The organism is Sanguibacter keddieii DSM 10542 (assembly GCF_000024925.1).
In the GTDB taxonomy this organism is placed as follows: Bacteria; Actinomycetota; Actinomycetes; order Actinomycetales; family Cellulomonadaceae; genus Sanguibacter; species Sanguibacter keddieii.
In genome coordinates this window covers 2020294-2036052 of sequence record NC_013521.1, presented here as the reverse complement: position 1 = coordinate 2036052, position 15759 = coordinate 2020294, and the positions used below count along the sequence as shown (strand labels likewise).

Below are 15759 nucleotides of genomic sequence, written 5' to 3'. Positions count from 1 at the left end.
GACCGCGGACCGCCGGCACGGTGATCGTGCCTGGTGGCAGGCCTGCCAGGTCGTGAGAGGGCCTTTCGTCCGAGCCTGGCGAAACGCTACAGTTGCCCCCGTGCCAGTGCTCGGAGTCTGCAGTCTGAAGGGCGGCGTCGGCAAGACGTCCGTCACCCTGGGTCTCGCCTCTGCCGCCATGACCGCGGGGATGCGAACCCTCGTCGTCGACCTCGACCCCCAGGCGGACACGACGCTCGCGCTCGGCGCCACCGGCGCTGCCGCGCAGGACGTCGCCGCGGTCCTCGACAACCCGGCCCGGTACGTCGTGGACTCCGCGATCGCCGCGTCGTCCTGGGACCCCGACCTCCTCGAGGTCCTCATGGGCTCCGCGGACTCCGTCCGGCACGACGGTCCTACCTACGAGCACCGCCTGCACAACCTCTCGACGGCGCTCAGCACCCTCGACGAGTACGACCTCGTGCTCGTCGACTGCCCGCCGTCGCTCGGCGGCCTCACCCGCCAGGGCCTCACCGCCTGCTCCCGTGCCCTGGTGGTCACCGAGCCCGGGCTCTTCTCGGTCACGGCGGCCGCGAGGGCCTTCCAGGCGATCGACACGCTCCGCCGTGGACCGGCACCCGCGCTGCAGCCGCTCGGCGTGGTCGTCAACCGGGTCCGGGCACGCTCCTCCGAGCAGACCTACCGTCAGCAGGAGCTCGAGGGCATGTTCGGTCCGCTGATCCTCTCCCCCGTGATCCCCGAGCGTGCGGCGATGCAGCAGGCGCAGGGAGCCGGTCGGGCGATCCACGACTGGCCCGGGGCGTCGGCCACCGAGCTCGCCGAGGGCTTCGACGCCCTGCTCGCGCGGGCGGTGCGCGCGATGTCCGAGACCTGAAGGTCTGAGGAGGCGCCTCAGCCGGCGGTGCGTGCCTGACGGCGGGCCGACAGCTCGTCGGCGACCGCAGGTCCGGCGTCGAGACGCTCGGTGGGCAGCGTGGCGAGGGTGCCCTCGACCTCGCGCCAGACACGTCCGACGGCGATGCCGAAGACTCCCTGCCCGCCCTGGACGAGGTCGATGACCTCGTCGGCCGACGTGCACTCGTAGACCGAGGCGCCGTCGCTCATGAGCGTGATCTGGGCGAGGTCGTCGACGCCGCGCTCGCGCAGGTGCATCACCGCGGTGCGGATCTGCTGGAGCGAGACGCCGGTGTCGAGGAGGCGCTTGACGACCTTGAGGACGAGGACGTCCCGGAAGCTGTAGAGACGGTGCGTGCCCGAGCCGGTCGCCGGGCGGACCGTGGGCTCGACCAGGCCGGTCCGTGCCCAGTAGTCGAGCTGACGGTAGGTGATGCCGGCGGCACGGCAGGCCGTGGGCCCGCGGTAGCCGATGGACTCGTCGAGGTCCGGCAGGTCCTCGTCGAACAGGAGGCCCTGCGTGCGTCGGGTAGCAGGCGTCCCACCAGGAACACCGTCACGACCGGTTCCGCTCACAGCTGCCTCCGTCTCGATGCCTCCAGCGGACCCGCGCCCGGAGCTGCTCCCCGACGTCTTGCGCCGGTGCTGCTCCGTCGTGCGACGGGCCTCCCAGATGTCGTCGGCGGGACGTGTCCGCCGCGCACCCGGGGTGTGGATGACCATGCTCACGCTAGGGCTCCCGGGTCACCGGGTCAACGACCGTCGACGCTCGACTTCTGGCGTGTCGTCCGACGTCAGCGCGGGAGGTCGTCGATGCCCTGCCGCACCCACACGGTGTGCAGGCGAGCCATGAGCTCGCCGAGCTCCGACGCCGTCGCCTGCGCCTGGCCGCGGGCGGCAGGAGACTGCTGCCCGCGCAGCGGCGAGACCACCTGGTCCACGAGCGTCACGTGCCTGTCGGCGGCCGAGCGGAGCGTCCGCAGGTGACGGGCCTCGATGCCGTAGACCCCGAGCTGGGCGGCCAGCTCGACGACGTCGCGCGCGAACGCGTCGAAGCGTCCGGTCGGGTCGGGCCGCAGCACCCCGGCGTTCACGAGCTCCTCGACGAGCGCGACGGGGACGCCGCACTCGGCGGCGAGCAGGTCCGACGTCGACGGTCCGCGTCCTGACGACGCGGTCTCGCCGCCCCGGGCCACCAGGCGCGGGATGAGCGGCCGGTCGCTGCTCGCCACACCGTCGTCGAGGGCGCTGAGCTTGTCCTTGATGACCTTGAGCGGGAGGTAGCGGTCACGCTGCTCGATGAGCACGAACCGCAGGCGCTCGACGTCCGCCGGGCTGTACTTGCGGTACCCGGACGCGGTCCGGACCGGCTCGACCAGGCCCTGCTCCTCGAGGAACCGCAGCTTGGAGTGGCTGATCGCCGGGAACTCCAGGCGCAGGCTCGCGAGCACGTCCGAGATCCGCATCGTCGCGTCGCGCGAGATGCCGTGCGGCCAGGTGTCCGTGACGGCGTCCGGCTCGCCCTCGGGCGTGCCGGACGCGGCGTCCGGGGAGGAGCGCGCTGCGCTCACCCGGCGACCGGTCCGTCCACCGGCGCCTCGTGCTGGCGCGGGCTCGGGTAGAAGAGCATCCGGTACTTGCCGATCTGGACCTCGTCCCCCGCCTTGAGCAGCGTCGAGTCGATCCGGGTCCGGTTGACGTAGGTCCCGTTGAGCGAGCCGATGTCGCGGACCTTGAAGTCGTCGAGCTCACGGATGAACTCGGCGTGCTTGCGCGAGACCGTCACGTCGTCGAGGAAGATGTCCGACGACTCGCTGCGGCCCGCGACGGTGCGGTCCGCGTCGAGGAGGAACCGCGAGCCGCCGCTCTGACCGCGACGCATCACCAGGAGCGCCGAGGTGCGCGGCAGTGCGGCCACGGCCGCCTGCTCCTCCGCGGTGAGGCCCGGCGCCGTCGCGACGTCGTCCTGACCGATGCTGCCGAAGCTGATGGTGGTGTCGCCGAGAGCGTGCAGGGCAGCAGCACGCGCCTGGTCCGGCTGGTCCCCGGGGACTTCAGTGCTGCTACTCATGTCGCCTCCTGATCGCGTGGTCCCACGGGCTCCCGCGGGCTCTCTGGACTGCTGGCCCGCCGCCCCCGGCAGGCATCTGATCTGCACAACCTTAGATGCTCAGCACTGGTGGCGAAACCACCTGAGCGGCCGAGGGCCGTTTCCCTGGTCCTGCGCACCGGCTGCGCACGAGGAATCCTCGTGCGCAGGTCACTGGTCGGTCGCCGGTGTCGCGAAGCGCGGTTCGGACGGGTCGCGGACCGAGCGGATCTGGACGAGCTCCTTCTGCTCGATGGTCGTCCGGCCCCCGCTCGTGGTGATCGAGGCCACCGCGCCGCCGGGGATCGCCATCGCGGGCTCGAGGGTCTGCGGGTCGCCGATGACCGTCCACCGGTAGGGCGGGGACACCACGATGCCGTCGATGGACACCCCCGTCCCGGTGTCCTCGAAGTGGCTGGACGTGACCATCCGGATGCCGTTGACGTCGATCGCCTCGGCGCCGGCGTTGCGGAGCTCCTCGAGCACGTTGAACAGCCGCGCCGCAGAGATCGGGCTGTCCCCCTGCACGATCTGCAGCTCGAGCCCCGGCCCCTCGGCCGGCAGGCGCCCGGAGAGGATGCCCTGGATCTCCGCGTTCTTCTCGGCGAGCTCGAGGGCAGCCTGCTGGGAGTCGCTGCCCGAGCGCAGCTCGAACTCCGACTCGCGCAGGGACGTCGCCTCGCGCTCGAGGCTGTCGGAGCGCTTGCTCACGTCGTCGAGGATGCGGACGAGGTCGGACTGGCGGAGCCCGGAGAACTCGTCCTGCTGGTTCTGCTGGAGCTGGACCACGAGCGCGAAGCCGAGGACGGCGCACAGCACGGCCGCGAGCCCCTGGGCACGCGTCATCCGCGGCCGGAAGGCCGAGCGGAAGCGCTGGCCCGGGCTCATCGCGGCGCGCGCCGCACGGCGGGCCTCCTCGGGCGTCCGGGGCGGCGTGGAGGAGGTCGTGCCGGTGGCAGCGGCGGTCGTCGCGGAGCCGTCGGTGCCCGTGCCCTGGGGTCCGGTGGTCTTCGACCCGGTGCCGTCGGTCGCTGCGCTGACGCCAGGCTGGACTCCTCCGGTGGCCGAGGGGCGCGCAGGTGGTCCCGGCCGGCTGGACGGCGCGGGGCGCGGGGCGCGTGCAGGGCGTCCGGTGTCGGGGCGCTCGCCGGGGGCGGGACGGGACCCGGTCGGGCGCGCCGAGCCGTCGGACCCGGACGGCACCCCCGGGACGACGCGCACGACGCTCAGCGGGAGGACGACCTCGATCTCGTCGGTGTCCGGGTGGGTCTCGGAGCGCGGCCTCGGCGCGGCAGAGCCGACCGGGATCGACGGCGGCCGGGCGGCGGGCTCCTCTGGGGTCGCCGGCGCCTCGTCGACCTGTGGGTCCACGATCTGGGTGCCCTCTCCCTGGGGCTCGTCGCCCGTCACCTGGTCGCCCGTCACCTGGTCGTCGGACGGCTGGTCACGGGGCTCGTCGGGGGTGCGGGGCACGCTGCTCATGCCTTGAACAGGTGGCGGCGGATCGCCGCCGCGTTCGAGAAGATCCGGATGCCGAGCACGACGACGACGCCGGTCGACAGCTGCGTCCCCACGCCCAGCTGGTCACCGAGGAACACGATCAGGGCCGCCACGACGACGTTCGAGAGGAACGACACGAGGAACACCTTGTCGTCGAACATCCCGTCCAGGAGCGCGCGCAGACCTCCGAAGAGCGCGTCGAGCGCCGCCACGACGGCGATCGGCAGGTACGGCTGGAGGTAGACGGGGACGGTGGGCTCCAGGAGCAGCCCGGCCACCACTCCGATCAGCAGACCGAAGACCGGAATCACGTGTCACGCTCCCACCCAGTAGTCATCACCAGCACCTCAACCCTCGCCATTATCCTTGCCGACCGGTCCCGCGGAGAACAGGACACGGGTCGGCCCGGCGGGGACGGTCATCTCGTCACGCGTCGACACGCTCGTCTTGATCCCGTACTGCGACCCCAGGGCGCTCAGCTGCCGCGCGGCAGAGGACCGTGCGAGCCCGGTCTCCAGGTCGTTCTTCCCGCCGATGGCCACGACCTCGTAGGGCGCGCTCACCCCGACGAGGTCGACGAGGATCGCGCTGCCAGCGCTGCGGATCGCGGTCGTCGAGGTCAGCCGCTGGTCGTTGACCGCGATCGCCTCGGCGCCGGAGGCCCACAGGGCGTTGACGAGCATCTGCAGGTCGGAGTCCTGCACGAGCGCCGCCGGCTCCTCGTCGGCGCGCGGGCCGTTCTCGACCTTGACGACGATCCCGGGGCCGCGCGCCGCGATCGTGCCGTTGGACAGCCCGTCCTCGGTGAGCTGGGCGACGGAGTCGGGGTCGGTGGAGGCCAGCGCCTCGTCGCGCAGACCGTCGATCGACGCCTGGAGGTCGGCGTTGGTCTGCGTCCGCTCGGCGAGCTGCGCACGCCGGCTGACGATCTCGTCGACGAGGAGCTCGCGGGCGGCGACCACACCGGGCTGGGGCGCGCGGAGCTGGCGGGCGGCGCTCACGGTGACCAGGCCGAGCACCACGGCGAGCACCAGGAGGGCGACGACGCCCGTCACGGTGCGACGCGGGGCCTCCCCTCGCTCCTTGCGGGCCGCTGCCTCGGCGTACCCGGCGTCGAGGGGACGGTGCATCACCTCGTTGAGGAGCGTCATCGACGCGTCGACCGGCGGCCTGGACCTCAGGGTGGGCTCGTCGACGTGGTGGCCCGGCGTCACTGCGGGGCCCGCGCGTCGTCGGAGGAGAGGGTCGGGGCAGAGGCCGACGGAGAGGTAGCGGGCTCGTGCCCGGCGGGGTGCTCGTGGGCGGCGCGGTCCTCGTGGGCGGCGGCCCGGTGCTCGCGGACGAGGTCGCGCGTCTGGGCGACGTAGAGCGCACCCGAGGCCCAGTACAGGCCGACGCCCCACCAGGCGAAGGCCCACCCGGACGCGTGCGCGACAGCCCCGACGGCCCCGGACATCTCCGCGAGGAGCAGGAGCGGGAAGGCGTAGAGCAGCGCGAAGGTGGCGGCCTTGCCGAGGAAGTTCACCGGCAGCGGGCCGTACCCGAGGCGGTTGAGCGTCGGCACCAGCAGGGCCATGAGCACGTCGCGCGACAGGATGAGGACCACGAGCCAGAGCGGGACCACGTCGCGCCAGGCGAGCGTCACCAGGGTCACGAGGATGAACAGGCGGTCGGCGGCGGGGTCGAGGACCTGGCCGAGCTTCGACACCTGGTTCATGCGGCGGGCCGCGACGCCGTCGAGCCAGTCGGTGAACCCCGAGAAAGCCAGCACGAGCAGCGCGGCGACGTCACGCTCGGTGATGATGAGGACCGCGAAGACGGGGACCAGCGCCAGGCGCAGCAGGCTGATGAGGTTGGGGACGGTGAGCACCCGGGTGCTCACCTGCTGCTCGTTCACCTCGGCCACCGCTGCCTGCCCCTCACCGTGCGTCGTGCTGCTTGCCGACATCCTATGGTGTGACGACGCCCTCCCGACCCTTGTGGTCGAGGTCACCGCGCAGGTCGCTGGCCTCGGCACCCAGCACAGGCGTATTGTGGAGACATCCCTCGGAGTGTGTCGCGGGTCCCGCGTGTGCGTGTGTCAGTGGCCGGTGACGGCCCAGTGTGTGTGTTTCGGGATTGCGACTCCAGATCGACAGGTCGAGCTGACCTCCGCTTCCCCCACACCACTGAACGGTTGTATCCCTTCATGACGTCTCTTGACACCACTGCGCCCGAGCGCGCCCAGAACACCCCCACCGAGAACACGGTCGCCACCTCGCCCGTCGCCGAGGCCATCACCTTCGCGGACCTGGGCCTGCCGGCCGAGCTCCTCTCCGCCGTGCTCGACCTGGGCTTCACCGTCCCGTCGACCATCCAGGAGAAGGCGATCCCCGCCCTCCTCGCCGGCAACGACATCACCGGCGTCGCGCAGACCGGTACCGGCAAGACCGCGGCCTTCGGCCTCCCGATGCTCGCCGCCGTCGACCCCGAGCTCCGCCGCACCCAGGCCCTCGTCCTGGCCCCGACCCGCGAGCTCGCCATGCAGGTCGCCGAGGCCATCGAGACCTTCGCCAAGCACCTCCCGGGCATCGAGGTCGTCCCCGTCTACGGTGGCTCCCCCTACCCGCCCCAGGCCCGCGCCCTCTCCCGCGGTGCGCAGATCGTCGTCGGCACCCCCGGCCGCGTGATCGACCACCTCGAGCGCGGCACCCTCAAGCTCGGCGACATCCGCTTCCTCGTCCTCGACGAGGCCGACGAGATGCTCCGCATGGGCTTCGCCGAGGACGTCGAGAAGATCTTCGGCGCCGCGCCGACCGAGCGTCAGGTCGCCCTGTTCTCCGCGACCATGCCCCCGCAGATCCGCCGCGTCGCGCAGCACCACATGCGCCAGCCGGTCGAGATCGCCGTGTCGCGCCAGTCCTCGACCGTCACCTCGGTCACCCAGCAGTACGCCGTGGTGCCGTTCCGCCACAAGGTCGGCTCGCTGACCCGCGTGCTCGCCACCTCCGACGCCGACGCCGCGATCGTCTTCTGCCGCACCCGTGGCGCCGCAGAAGAGGTCGGCTCTGCGCTCATCGAGCGTGGCATCTCGGCCGCGACCATCTCCGGTGACGTCGCGCAGAAGGACCGCGAGAAGATCGTCGAGCGCCTGCGCGCCGGCGCCCTCGACGTCCTCGTCGCGACCGACGTGGCCGCCCGTGGCCTCGACGTCGACCGCATCGGTCTCGTCGTGAACTTCGACATCCCGGGCGAGCCCGAGGCCTACGTCCACCGCATCGGCCGCACCGGCCGTGCCGGGCGCACCGGTGTCGCACTGTCCTTCGTCACCCCGAACGAGCGCGGACGCCTCAAGCAGATCGAGCGCACCATCCGCCAGCAGCTCGTCGAGATCGAGATCCCGTCGCCCGCCGACGTCTCGGCCCACAAGGTCGCCACGCTCCTCGGACGCGTCGACGCCCGTCGTGACGCCGGTCGCCTGTCGATGTACACGGACCTCGTCCGCACCCACCTCGACACGCACGGCACCGACCCGGCCGAGCTCGCCGCGATCCTCGCAGCCCTCGCCGTCGGTGACGACGGCCCCCAGGCCCGTGAGGAAGAGGCAGCCTTCGAGGCGCAGCGCGCCGAGGCCCGCGACGCCCGCAAGCGTCGTGACGACGACCGCGCCCCCCGCGAGCGTCGCGACAACGACCGCCCGTCACGAGGCGTCCGCCGCGAGTCGACCGGGACCCGCTACCGCCTCTCGGTCGGCCACACGCACGGCGCCCAGCCGAGCGGCATCGTCGGCGCCCTCACCAACGAGGGTGGCCTCTCGGGCAAGGACCTCGGCAAGATCGACATCTTCCCGTCCTTCTCGCTCGTCGACATCAGCGCACCGCTCGACTCCGAGACGATCGACAAGATCTCGCGGGCACGCGTCGCCGGCAAGGCGCTGCGCATCAAGCTCGACGACGGCCCCGCGCCGACCCGCACCCCGCGTGCCGGCGGTGCACCTGCCGGTCGTCGCGAGGAGCGCTTCGACCGCAAGCCGCGCACCGAAGCACGCTACTGACGCCTGCTGACGCAGCGACCGGTCCCCCACGGGGCTGACCGGTCGCAGCAGCGCCGCTCATGACACGAGCCGCCTCCCTGACCAGGGAGGCGGCTCGTGTCGTCTGCGCTGCTGTGCCGGTGGACGACCGTGGTGCGGTGCGCGCCTGGTGCGGCGTCACCAGGCTGGTGGGAGGTGCGCTCAGCGGAGCCGCTCGTGGCCCTCGCCGTGCAGCACCACGAGGGAGGCCAGCCGGGCTGCCTCGCGCGCCGCGTACCCGCCGTCGGCGCGCTGGACGGCCATGACGGGCCAGGTGGTGCCGTCGGCGAGCTCGAGCATGACCCAGGGGTCGCCGGAGCCGAAGGTCACGGCGACCACCTCGGACCAGTCGAAGGTCTTGACGCGCAGCAGGTTGCGGACGGTGACGCCCCGCGTGTCGACGCGCGCCGACACGCTCGCCTGCCGCCACAGGAACGCGCACCCGGCGCCGAGCAGCAGCGCCGTGCCGAGGACGTCGACCCAGGCGTAGCCCCGGCCGTCCGTCCCCGGTGCGACCCAGGCGACGACCAGGCCTCCGACGGCGACGACCGCGATCGCGGCCCAGGCCACGTAGCGGACGAAGCGCGGCGAGAACGGCGCGTAGAGGTCGTCGTTCACCCGGTCCTCCTCGTCGAGGGTTCAGAGACGGCTGCGGACGCTGCCAGCGGGGCTGAGCGCGATCAGAGCCTGCAGGCGTGGATCGAGGTCACCAGGATCGCGCGGGCGCCCACGTCGTACAGGGCGTCCATCACCTGGTTGGTCTCGGATCGGCGGACCATGGCGCGCACGGCGGCCCAGTCGCGGTCGTGCAGCGGGGAGACGGTCGGCGACTCGAGCCCGGGCGTGATGGCCACGGCTGCGTCGACCAGGGACTGCGGCACGTCGTAGTCCATGAGGACGTACTCGTGCGCGGTGAGCACTCCCTGGAGCCGGCGGGTGAGCGTGTCGAGCCCGGCCGGTGCCTCGACGCCCTTGCGGCGGATCAGCACGGCCTCGGACCGCAGGATCGGCTCGCCGAAGATCTCGAGCCCGGCGGCACGCAACGTGGTGCCGGTCTCGACGACGTCGGCGATGACCTCGGCGACGCCGAGGCGCACCGAGCTCTCCACGGCACCGTCGAGGTGGACGATCGCCGTGGGGGTGATGCCGTGCTCGGCGAGGTACTGGCCCACCAGGACCGAGTACGACGTCGCGACCCGGCGGCCCTCGATCTGGGCGATGTCGGTGATCTCACCGGTCGGGGCGGCGAAGCGGAAGGTGGAGCGGGCGAAGCCGAGCGGCAGGTGCTCCTCGGCGTCCGCGGCGGAGTCGAGCATGAGGTCGCGGCCGGTGATCCCGGCGTCGACCGTCCCGGCACCGACGTACACGGCGACGTCGCGCGGGCGGAGGAAGAAGAACTCGACGTCGTTGTCCGGGTCGGCGAGGACCAGCTCGCGGGTGTCGCGGCGCTGGCGGTAGCCGGCCTCGCGGAGCATCTCGGAGGCGGGCTCGGACAGGGATCCCTTGTTGGGGACGGCAATACGCAGCACAGGAGGTCTCGCGTTCGTGAGAAGAGGGCGGTTCGTCAGAGGTAGGAGTACACGTCGTCGAGGGTCAGGCCCTTGGAGACCATGAGCACCTGGAGGTGGTAGAGCAGCTGGGAGATCTCCTCGGCCGTCTCTGCGTCGCTCTGGTACTCGGCGGCCATCCAGACCTCGGCCGCCTCCTCGACGATCTTCTTGCCGATGGCATGGACCCCGGCGTCCAGCTGAGCCACGGTGCCGGAACCGGCGGGTCGGTCAACTGACTTGGCGGTGAGCTCTACGAACAGCTCTTCGAACGTCTTCACGGCGTCCACCTTAGTCGCCACGGGCGCTGCGCACCGACCGGTGTCCGACGGGTGACCACCCGCCGGACACCGACCGGCCCCGGGACCTCAGAGCGAGCGCAGCGCGAGGACCGTGGCGACCGCGGCCTCCACGGCCTCGGCTCCCTTGTCCTCGCGGCTCCCCGGCAGACCGGCCCGGTCGAGGGCCTGCTGCTCGTCGTCGACCGTGAGCACACCGAAGCCGACCGGGACCCCGGTGCGCACCGTGACGTCGGTGAGGCCGAGCGTCGTGGCCTGGCACACGTAGTCGAAGTGCGGCGTGCCGCCGCGGACCACGACGCCGAGGGCGATCACCGCGTCGTACCCGGCCTCGGCCGCCCGGGCTGCCGCGACGGGCAGCTCGAAGGACCCGGGGACCCGGATCTCCTTGACGTGGGTGACGTTCGCCGCGACGAGGGCGCGACGGGCGCCCTCGAGCAGCCCGTCCATGATCTGGGTGTGCCACTGGGCGGCCACGACGACGACCCGCAGGCCCGTCCCGTCGACCGTGATGCTGGGGGCTCCTGCGCCGCTCATCGTGCGTCCTCCGTCTGCTGTGCTGGGGTGGTCTGCTGGGCTGTCGTGGACGGTCCAGGGGCCTGGACCGGGGGCTGCGTGCCGTGCGGCTGGGCGCCGTGCGACTGGGTGCCGAGGTCGCTCGCGGAGACCACGACGGTGTCGAGGACGTGACCCATGAGCTCCTTCTTGGTCCGCAGGTAGCGCTCGTTGTGCTGGGAGTGCCCCACCTCGATGCGGACCGTCTCGGTCACCTCGACGCCGTGGGCGGCGAGCCCCGTGGACTTCGCGGGGTTGTTGGTGAGCAGCCGGACCCGCTGCAGGCCGAGGTCGACCAGGATGGCCGCCGCTCCCCCGTACTCGCGGCGGTCGGCGGGCCACCCGAGGTCGAGGTTCGCCTGGACGGTGTCCCGCCCGGCGTCCTGGAGCTCGTAGGCCGCGATCTTGGCGAGCAGCCCGATGCCACGGCCCTCGTGGCCGCGCAGGTACACCACGGCACCCCCCTCGCGGGCGACGATCTCCATCGACGCCTCGAGCTGCGGGCCGCAGTCGCAGCGCAGCGAGCCGAAGGCGTCCCCGGTGAGGCACTCGGAGTGCACGCGCACCACCGGCACCTCCTCGGGGTGCTCGACGCCCACCGGCACCAGCGCGACGTGCTCGGCACCGGTCCGCAGGTCGCGGTACCCGTGCACCCGGAAGTCGCCGTGGGCCGTCGGGAGCTCCGCCACGGAGGTCGCGTGCACACGCTCCCCCGCGAGAGGCAGCGGCTCTGCCTCGACCACGGGGTCGTGCTCTCGACGCCACGCGATGAGGTCCTCGATGGTCAGCAGCGCGAGGCCCTCGCGCTCGGCGAGAGCCGAGAACTGGGGCATGCGCATCATGGTGCCGTCGTCGTTGACGAGCTCGGCGATCCCGCCCACCTCACCGAGGCCCGCCAGGCGCACGAGGTCGACAGCAGCCTCGGTGTGGCCCGCCCGGTGCAGCACGCCGCCGGCGACGGCCCGCAGCGGGAGCACGTGGCCCGGACGGATGAGGTCGACCGACCCCGAGCCCGGGTCCGCGAGGACGCCGAGCGTCCGGTGCCGGTCCGCGGCAGAGATGCCGGTCGTCACGCCGGTCGAGGCGTCGACGGTGACCGTGTACGCCGTGCGGCGCGGGTCCTGGGACTGCGGGACCATGAGCGGGAGCTCGAGGGCGTCGGCGCGCGAGGCCGGCATCGGGGCGCAGAGGTAGCCCGAGGAGTGCCTGATGGTCCACGCCACCCACTCGGTGCTCACCGTCGACGCGGCGAACACCACGTCGGCCTCGTTCTCCCGGTCCGGGGAGTCCGAGACGAGCACGGGTCGGCCGGCGCGCAGCTCGTCGAGCGCCTCCTCGACGGTCGCGAGACGCGGGCTCGCCTGCGGGCTCATGCGCGGGCCCCGAGCAGGCGCTCGACGTACTTGGCGATGACGTCGACCTCGAGGTTCACGGGGTCTCCGACCTCGAGCCCGCCGAGCGTCGTGGCCTCGAGCGTGGTCGGGATGAGGGAGACGCCGAAGGTCGTCGCCGTGACGCCCGTGACCGTGAGCGACACACCGCTCACGGTGATCGAGCCCTTCTCGGCGACGTACCGGGCGACCTCGGGCGAGGTCTCGAAGACGAGGTCGTCCCACCGCTCCCCCGGCGTCCGGCTCACGAGCGTGCCGACGCCGTCGACGTGCCCCTGGACGATGTGGCCGCCCAGGCGGGCGTCAGCACGCATCGCGCGCTCGAGGTTCACCCGACGGCCCACCGCGAGGGACGCCAGGGCCGTGCGGCTGAGCGACTCGGGCATGACGTCGGCCGTGAAGCCACCTCCTGGGAGCGACGTGACCGTCAGACACACGCCGTCGACCGCGATCGAGTCACCGAGCGCGGCGTCAGAGACGACGAGCGGGCCCGAGACGGTGAGGACGGCGTCGCTGCGCGACGCGTCCGGGAGCTCCAGGGCCGTGACGGTCCCGAGCTCCTCGACGATTCCTGTGAACATCTGATTCTCCTGGTGGGTGGTGCGGACTGCTGTGTACGAGGCTGCTGCGGACGGGCTGGTGCGCGCTGGGGCGGCAGGGTCAGGGCGGCGGTCGGACCGCGCGGGCGACGAGCAGGACGTCCTCGCCGAGGCGCTCGACGGTGCTCGTCGACCAGCGGACCGCGTCGTCGATGCTCTGCCCGCCGAGCGCCCCGACGGCACGGCGACCGTCGCCGACGAGCACCGGGGCGACGTACGAGTGGATCTCGTCGACCACACCGGCCGTGACGAATGCCGTGGCGACGGTCGGGCCGCCCTCGACGAGCACGTGCCGGACCTCGAGGGCCGCCAGCCGCGCGAGGACCTCGTGGACGTCGTGCGTGGCGAGGTGGACGAACCTGCCGTCGCCGCCCCGGACGCGCGCGTCGTCGGCGACCGCGCGCTCGCCGACGACCACGCGGAGGGGCTGGTGGACCGCTGGCTCCGGGACGCCGTCCCCGACCTCTCCCTCGGGAACCGGAGGCCGGGCGGTGAGCGTGGGGTCGTCGGCGAGAAGCGTGCCCGTGCCGACGAGGATCGCGTCGACGGTGGCGCGGACCGTATGGGCGTGAGCGCGGGACTGCGGGCCGGTGATCCACCGGCTCGACCCGTCGGCCGCGGCGACGCACCCGTCGAGGCTGGTCGCCGTCTTGAGGGTCACGAAGGGGCGCCCGGCGCGGACCGAGGTGAGCCAGACGCGCAGCAGCTCCTCGCCCTCGTCGGCCAGCAGGCCGGTGCGGACCGCGACACCGTGCGAGCGCAGGTGCCCCATCCCGCCCGAGGCCACCGGGTTCGGGTCGCCCACGCTCACCACGACCTCGGCGACGCCCGCGTCGAGGAGCGCCTGCGCGCAGGGGCCGGTCCGGCCCGTGTGGTTGCAGGGCTCGAGGGTGACGACGGCGGTCGCCCCACGGACGTCCACGCCGGACGCCGAGGCCCGCGCGAGCGCGTCGGCCTCGGCGTGGGGCGTGCCAGCACCGCGGTGCCAGCCGACGGCCAGGACCCTGCGGGGGCGCGAGGCCTCTGCGCCTCCGGCGCTGGTGGCACCTGGGGTCCCTGCTGTCCGGGTCGCGTCAGCAGTGTCCGCGGCGAGGATCACGCAGCCGACCTGCGGGTTCGGGCCGTGCGCCGGGCCGCGGCGCGCGAGGTCGAGGGCGTGCGCCATCGCCTCGTCGAGCGTGAGTGGTGCGTCCACGGAGTGCCTGTCCCTGCCTGTCGTCGGTGCGGACGCGCTCCGGGGCACCGACGAGCGCGCACCCGTGAGGGTGCACGCGAGCCACGGTGCACCAGGGTCCACGACAGCCGTCGTCAGACCTCAGCGCACCGCCACGAGACTCTTCCCATCCGGACTTTGACCGTCGGTCCTGGAGTTGCACCAGATCAACCGCGTCGAGACGCGGGTCGCGGACTATCACCGCCGGCTCGGATTTTCACCGACCCCAGAGCACGTGTACTTGCTGAGGACCACTATGCCACGAGCAGGTGAGCACTGTCTGGGCCGTCTGCCGCCGGCGCAATCTGCTGGCCAGGGCTGTGCGGCACGGTGCACCATGACCACATGCCTGACGACTCCACGCACAGCACCACCGACCACGAGCCGCACCGCGCCGCCGTCTGGACGGCTGACGTCCCCGGTGCCGTCGGCACCCGCATCGTCAGAGTCCCTGTGCCGGCCCTCGGTGCGCTCGCGGAGGGGGACCTCGCTGCTGGGCAACGCCTGCTCGGGGACGACCCACGGTTGACGCCGTTCGTCGTCGGCCCGCGCAGCAGGTCGGTCTGGGACCGCCGCAGCCGTCAGGTCGCGCAGCACCCAGCCGACGCGGCCTGGGTCACCCGCCTGCTCGTCGCCCCGTCCGGCGAGGTCGTTGGGAGAGCAGGGTTCCACGGCGCCCCGCAGGACGGCACCGTGGAGGTGGGATACGAGGTCGCCCCCGAGGCGCAGCGCCGCGGCCACGCCCGCGCTGCGCTACGGATCCTGCTCGACGTCGCCCGCCGAGAGCAGGGCGTGCGCACCGTGCGGGCGACGATCCGGCCCGACAACGTCGCCTCGCGGTCGCTGGCCGAGGCGCACGGCCTCGTCGTCACCGGCGAGCAGTGGGACGAGGAGGACGGGCTCGAGACGATCTTCGAGATCGCGGTCTAGGACGAGCCGGACCGCTCAGTGCTGGTGGGCCGAGGCCATCCGGCGCAGGGTGTCGATCTCGGCGGGGATGTCGTCGGCGCCGTAGACGGCCGAGCCGGCGACGAACACGTTGGCACCGGCCTCGGCGGCGCGGTCGATGGTCGCGCGCGAGATCCCGCCGTCCACCTGGAGCCACACGTCGAGGTCGGCCTCGCCGATCGCCCGGCGCGCACGCTGGATCTTGGGCAGGGTGCCCTCGATGAAGGACTGGCCGCCGAAGCCGGGCTCGACCGTCATCACGAGGATCATGTCGATCTCGGACAGCAGGTCCAGGTAGGGCTCGACGGGCGTCGCCGGCTTGAGCGCCAGGCCGGCGCGCGCACCGAGGCGACGGAGCTCGCGGGCCAGGCGCACCGGTGCCGCGGCGGCCTCCGCGTGGAAGGTCACCGACTGCGCGCCCGCCTCGGCGAAGCCGGGCGCCCACCGGTCCGGGTCCTCGATCATCAGGTGCACGTCGATCGGGACCGGCGACACCTGGACGATGCGCTCGACGATCGGCAGGCCGAGCGTGAGGTTCGGCACGAAGTGGTTGTCCATGACGTCGACGTGCGCGTAGTCCGCCGTCGAGATCGCCTGGAGGTCACGCTCGAGGTTCGTGAAGTCCGCCGACAGGATGCTGGGAGAGACGAGTGCGGTCATGGGTCAACCCTAG

At 72.7% G+C, this 15759-nt stretch carries 18 protein-coding genes and 1 riboswitch; of the genes, 3 read left to right on the top strand and 15 right to left on the bottom strand.

All coding sequences use genetic code 11. The features are described 5' to 3' along the window. Positions 1-100: 100 nt before the first annotated feature. Positions 101-874: a ParA family protein gene (locus SKED_RS08965; RefSeq protein WP_042437906.1), complete on the top strand. Its 774-nt coding sequence runs from the start codon at positions 101-103 to the stop codon at positions 872-874. Between the two features lie 17 nt (positions 875-891). On the opposite strand, the gene SKED_RS08960 is transcribed toward SKED_RS08965, so the two are convergent. The 7 genes from SKED_RS08960 to clsA all read right to left on the bottom strand — a co-directional run bounded on the left by SKED_RS08960 (position 892) and on the right by clsA (position 6431). Then, a complete protein-coding gene (locus tag SKED_RS08960) occupies positions 892-1470 on the bottom strand; it encodes a MerR family transcriptional regulator (RefSeq protein WP_042438927.1) in 579 nt (192 codons plus the stop codon). Positions 1471-1688: 218 nt separating this feature from the next. Continuing rightward, positions 1689-2465: a transcriptional regulator FtsR gene (gene ftsR, locus SKED_RS08955; RefSeq protein ID WP_012866822.1), complete on the bottom strand. Its 777-nt coding sequence runs from the start codon at positions 2463-2465 to the stop codon at positions 1689-1691. Continuing rightward, positions 2462-2965, bottom strand: a complete 504-nt coding sequence (locus SKED_RS08950; protein ID WP_012866821.1) for an FHA domain-containing protein — start codon at positions 2963-2965, stop codon at positions 2462-2464. Before SKED_RS08950 ends, ftsR begins: the two co-directional genes overlap by 4 nt. A gap of 189 nt (positions 2966-3154) precedes the next feature. Then, entirely contained in the window at positions 3155-4465 is a 1311-nt protein-coding gene (locus tag SKED_RS18970) for a DUF881 domain-containing protein (RefSeq protein WP_012866820.1), read from the bottom strand. Next, positions 4462-4794, bottom strand: a complete 333-nt coding sequence (locus SKED_RS08940; protein WP_012866819.1) for a small basic family protein — start codon at positions 4792-4794, stop codon at positions 4462-4464. The genes SKED_RS18970 and SKED_RS08940 overlap by 4 nt, the downstream gene beginning before the upstream one ends. A 36-nt stretch (positions 4795-4830) precedes the next feature. Beyond that, positions 4831-5634, bottom strand: a complete 804-nt coding sequence (locus SKED_RS08935) for a DUF881 domain-containing protein (protein WP_052293929.1) — start codon at positions 5632-5634, stop codon at positions 4831-4833. Between the two features lie 59 nt (positions 5635-5693). After that, on the bottom strand, positions 5694-6431 hold the full coding sequence (gene clsA / locus SKED_RS08930) for a cardiolipin synthase ClsA (RefSeq protein ID WP_012866817.1): 738 nt from the start codon (positions 6429-6431) through the stop codon (positions 5694-5696). Positions 6432-6671: 240 nt separating this feature from the next. On the opposite strand from clsA, the gene SKED_RS08925 reads away from it, so the two are divergent. Then, a complete protein-coding gene (locus tag SKED_RS08925; RefSeq protein WP_012866816.1) occupies positions 6672-8516 on the top strand; it encodes a DEAD/DEAH box helicase in 1845 nt (614 codons plus the stop codon). Positions 8517-8696: 180 nt separating this feature from the next. Here the strand turns inward: SKED_RS08925 and SKED_RS08920 are convergent, their stop codons facing one another. The 7 genes from SKED_RS08920 to ribD all read right to left on the bottom strand — a co-directional run bounded on the left by SKED_RS08920 (position 8697) and on the right by ribD (position 14168). Next, complete coding sequence (locus SKED_RS08920) at positions 8697-9152, bottom strand: PH domain-containing protein (protein WP_012866815.1); 456 nt, start codon at positions 9150-9152, stop codon at positions 8697-8699. A 62-nt stretch (positions 9153-9214) separates the two neighbouring features. Beyond that, entirely contained in the window at positions 9215-10063 is an 849-nt protein-coding gene (hisG, locus tag SKED_RS08915; RefSeq protein WP_012866814.1) for an ATP phosphoribosyltransferase, read from the bottom strand. Between the two features lie 35 nt (positions 10064-10098). Continuing rightward, positions 10099-10362 (bottom strand): phosphoribosyl-ATP diphosphatase, encoded by a 264-nt coding sequence (locus SKED_RS08910; RefSeq protein ID WP_012866813.1) that lies wholly within the window; start codon positions 10360-10362, stop codon positions 10099-10101. A gap of 87 nt (positions 10363-10449) precedes the next feature. Further along, the gene (ribH, locus tag SKED_RS08905; RefSeq protein WP_012866812.1) at positions 10450-10917 is read right to left on the bottom strand and encodes a 6,7-dimethyl-8-ribityllumazine synthase; all 468 of its coding nucleotides are present in this window, start codon (positions 10915-10917) and stop codon (positions 10450-10452) included. Then, a complete protein-coding gene (locus SKED_RS08900; RefSeq protein ID WP_012866811.1) occupies positions 10914-12308 on the bottom strand; it encodes a bifunctional 3,4-dihydroxy-2-butanone-4-phosphate synthase/GTP cyclohydrolase II in 1395 nt (464 codons plus the stop codon). Before SKED_RS08900 ends, ribH begins: the two co-directional genes overlap by 4 nt. Further along, on the bottom strand, positions 12305-12907 hold the full coding sequence (locus tag SKED_RS08895) for a riboflavin synthase (protein WP_012866810.1): 603 nt from the start codon (positions 12905-12907) through the stop codon (positions 12305-12307). Before SKED_RS08895 ends, SKED_RS08900 begins: the two co-directional genes overlap by 4 nt. Before the next feature lie 79 nt (positions 12908-12986). Continuing rightward, positions 12987-14168, bottom strand: a complete 1182-nt coding sequence (gene ribD / locus SKED_RS08890) for a bifunctional diaminohydroxyphosphoribosylaminopyrimidine deaminase/5-amino-6-(5-phosphoribosylamino)uracil reductase RibD (RefSeq protein ID WP_012866809.1) — start codon at positions 14166-14168, stop codon at positions 12987-12989. Between the two features lie 84 nt (positions 14169-14252). After that, positions 14253-14376, bottom strand: a riboswitch (FMN riboswitch). Between the two features lie 107 nt (positions 14377-14483). Between ribD and SKED_RS08885 the strand changes: the two genes are divergently transcribed. Continuing rightward, on the top strand, positions 14484-15068 hold the full coding sequence (locus tag SKED_RS08885; protein WP_012866808.1) for a GNAT family N-acetyltransferase: 585 nt from the start codon (positions 14484-14486) through the stop codon (positions 15066-15068). Between the two features lie 15 nt (positions 15069-15083). Here the strand turns inward: SKED_RS08885 and rpe are convergent, their stop codons facing one another. Continuing rightward, positions 15084-15746: a ribulose-phosphate 3-epimerase gene (gene rpe, locus SKED_RS08880; protein ID WP_012866807.1), complete on the bottom strand. Its 663-nt coding sequence runs from the start codon at positions 15744-15746 to the stop codon at positions 15084-15086. Positions 15747-15759: the final 13 nt, after the last annotated feature.

What these genes read in the sequence shown, in the direction of transcription:
- SKED_RS08950 (WP_012866821.1), bottom strand. Translation starts at nt 2,965, where the DNA reads ATGAGTAGCAGCACTGAAGTCCCCGGGGACCAGCCGGACCAGGCGCGT.
- SKED_RS18970 (WP_012866820.1), bottom strand. Translation starts at nt 4,465, where the DNA reads ATGAGCAGCGTGCCCCGCACCCCCGACGAGCCCCGTGACCAGCCGTCC.
- SKED_RS08935 (WP_052293929.1), bottom strand. Translation starts at nt 5,634, where the DNA reads ATGACGCTCCTCAACGAGGTGATGCACCGTCCCCTCGACGCCGGGTAC.
- clsA (WP_012866817.1), bottom strand. Translation starts at nt 6,431, where the DNA reads ATGTCGGCAAGCAGCACGACGCACGGTGAGGGGCAGGCAGCGGTGGCC.
- SKED_RS08925 (WP_012866816.1), top strand. Translation starts at nt 6,672, where the DNA reads ATGACGTCTCTTGACACCACTGCGCCCGAGCGCGCCCAGAACACCCCC.
- ribH (WP_012866812.1), bottom strand. Translation starts at nt 10,917, where the DNA reads ATGAGCGGCGCAGGAGCCCCCAGCATCACGGTCGACGGGACGGGCCTG.
- SKED_RS08900 (WP_012866811.1), bottom strand. Translation starts at nt 12,308, where the DNA reads ATGAGCCCGCAGGCGAGCCCGCGTCTCGCGACCGTCGAGGAGGCGCTC.
- SKED_RS08895 (WP_012866810.1), bottom strand. Translation starts at nt 12,907, where the DNA reads ATGTTCACAGGAATCGTCGAGGAGCTCGGGACCGTCACGGCCCTGGAG.
- SKED_RS08885 (WP_012866808.1), top strand. Translation starts at nt 14,484, where the DNA reads ATGCCTGACGACTCCACGCACAGCACCACCGACCACGAGCCGCACCGC.
- rpe (WP_012866807.1), bottom strand. Translation starts at nt 15,746, where the DNA reads ATGACCGCACTCGTCTCTCCCAGCATCCTGTCGGCGGACTTCACGAAC.